Annotated in this window: 4 protein-coding genes; 1 reads left to right on the top strand and 3 read right to left on the bottom strand. The window is 62.6% G+C overall.

Annotated elements, in window-relative coordinates; translation table 11 throughout:
• The 3 genes from C2U70_RS32630 to C2U70_RS32640 form a co-directional block, all read right to left on the bottom strand.
• Positions 1 to 443, bottom strand: a 443-nt coding sequence (locus C2U70_RS32630; protein ID WP_186294604.1) for a DNA glycosylase AlkZ-like family protein, incomplete at its 3' end; no start/stop codon positions are given.
• A gap of 112 nt (positions 444 to 555) precedes the next feature.
• A complete protein-coding gene (locus tag C2U70_RS32635) occupies positions 556 to 804 on the bottom strand; it encodes a hypothetical protein (protein ID WP_140982891.1) in 249 nt (82 codons plus the stop codon).
• A gap of 134 nt (positions 805 to 938) precedes the next feature.
• Positions 939 to 1,184, bottom strand: coding sequence for a hypothetical protein (locus tag C2U70_RS32640; protein WP_140982893.1), 246 nt, complete (start codon positions 1,182 to 1,184; stop codon positions 939 to 941).
• 374 nt (positions 1,185 to 1,558) lie between these two features.
• Here C2U70_RS32640 and C2U70_RS32645 point away from each other — a divergent pair.
• Positions 1,559 to 1,998 (top strand): TetR/AcrR family transcriptional regulator (locus C2U70_RS32645; protein WP_140982897.1); only part of this gene is annotated, 440 nt, incomplete at its 3' end.

Raw genomic sequence — 1,998 nt, forward strand, 5'->3', positions numbered from 1 at the left:
TCGATGTCGCGGATGGTGAAGGGCCCCTGCCGCAACAGCCGCATCACCTTGCGATAGGCGGCCGGCGTCACGGTCTTGTACCAGCGATGATTGTGACGCTCGCGCTGGTGCTCGCGCATCGCCGGCAGGAAGAAGCGAAAATCCGCCGACGGCACGTAGGACAGCGCATGGGTCCAGTATTCGAACACGCTTTTCTCGGCGCTCTGGGCCGCTTGCAAATCAGCGCGGCGATAGGCGGGGATGCGGCTGTACAGGATGTGGTGATGGCAGCGCTCGATCACGTTGATGGTGTCGATCTGCACATAGCCGAGATGGGCCACCGCATCGGCGACCGCCTGCGGACCTGCGCCAAACGGCTCGCGCGTGTCGAGCCGCTGTGCGCGCAGCCAGATCTGGCGGCCTTGCGTGTTGGTGAGCGGGAGGGGTTTTGGCGCGCGGGACATTGCGGGAGGCAATGTAGCGGGATTCGCGCGTGAAGAGATCAAAAGAAAAAGCCGCGCTGCCAACTGCTGACAGCGCGGCCGCAATCGCGCGCGGCGATTGCTTCGTCGCCGATCACTTCATCGACATGGCCTTCTGCGCCTTCATGTAATGGCCGCAGGCGCCGCGCATGTTGCCCTTGCTCATGTCCGTGTTGGCCATGGCCATTTCCTTGTTCATGGCCATCTTGGCGGGCGTGTCGGCCGTGCCGCCCATCATGGCGGCCGACTTCATCATGTTGTCCTTGGTGCACGCCATCATCCCGGCGGATGCAGGCGACCAGGTGAGGGCGACAAAGGCTGCGGCGGTCAGCAAAATCTTCATCGGAAACGTCTCCTCCGTAAAACGAAACCGGCGTCATGCCGGCATTCGCAATTACGCAGTCTCTGCCCGGAATGTTTCGCGGAGAAGATATTTTCTTTGCTGCGGTGCGAAGGCAATTTGATCGGGGCCTGGCCTCAGCGCGCCGTCTTGGGCGCCCTGGACCGATCGCTGACGCTGCCGGTCGCAATCTCGCCCTCGCAGGACGCCTTGCCGCGCTCGGCCGCCTGGCAGCGGTACACGCTGCCGGTCAATCGATCGACCAGCCACATGTTGTCGTCGTTCGGGCCTTCGACGCCGACATAGCGGTTGGTGACGCCCGTGATCAGCGTTGAGAGCAGGATCGCAATCGCGATCATGGCTGCGCCGACATAGACGGGCATTGAACTCTGGGACGCTGTCCGATCCGGCGGGCCGCCACGATAGAACTGAGACTCACTCGGCCTTGGCACTGGATGAAACCCGGCTCCCCGTTTGCACGCAATCGTCGTCGAGGAATTTTGCTAGGTGGGTATATGGCCGATTTGTTGTTCGCGGGCGGGCCATGACGCGACAGCTTTGCGACGGTTGACGTGGGGACGTTTCCGGGGGCAGCCGGATCGAATGTGACCTCAATCACGCGGAGGTCCGGCGAGGCTCTGTTCCCCCGGCCTGCTCAACCAATCAGCAGCAAACCTGCCACGGCGAGGCGAGCAATGCTTGTGGTGAAAAACGATTCGAGAATAGGTTGCGATCTTGAGCCAGCCCCGGACGCCTGATGCTGAAGAAGACTCCCAACACTCCCGAAGGCACCCGCGAGCGCATCCTGCGCACCGCTATCGCCGAGTTCTCCGAGAAGGGTTATAGCGGCGCCCGCGTGCTCACCATCTGCCGGAAATCGCGCGCCAATCCGCGCATGATCTACCATTATTTCGGCGGCAAGGACCGGCTCTACGTCGCCGTGCTCGAGCACGTGCTCGGCGAACTGCGCGCCGAGGAGCTGAAGCTCGATGTCGAGCATGTCGGCCCTGTCGAGGGCATGCTGCAGCTCTTCGACTTCACCTACGACCATTTCGGCAAGCACCCCGAGCTGATCCACATCCTCAGCGGCGAAAACCTGCTGCGGGCGCGTTTCCTGAAGAAGAGCGCCAGGACGCCGGTCGTGGCGTCGCCGCTGATCGCAATGATCAGCGAGCTGTTGAAGCGCGGCGAGAAGGA

The organism is Bradyrhizobium guangdongense (assembly GCF_006483445.1).
In the GTDB taxonomy this organism is placed as follows: domain Bacteria; phylum Pseudomonadota; class Alphaproteobacteria; order Rhizobiales; family Xanthobacteraceae; genus Bradyrhizobium; species Bradyrhizobium guangdongense_A.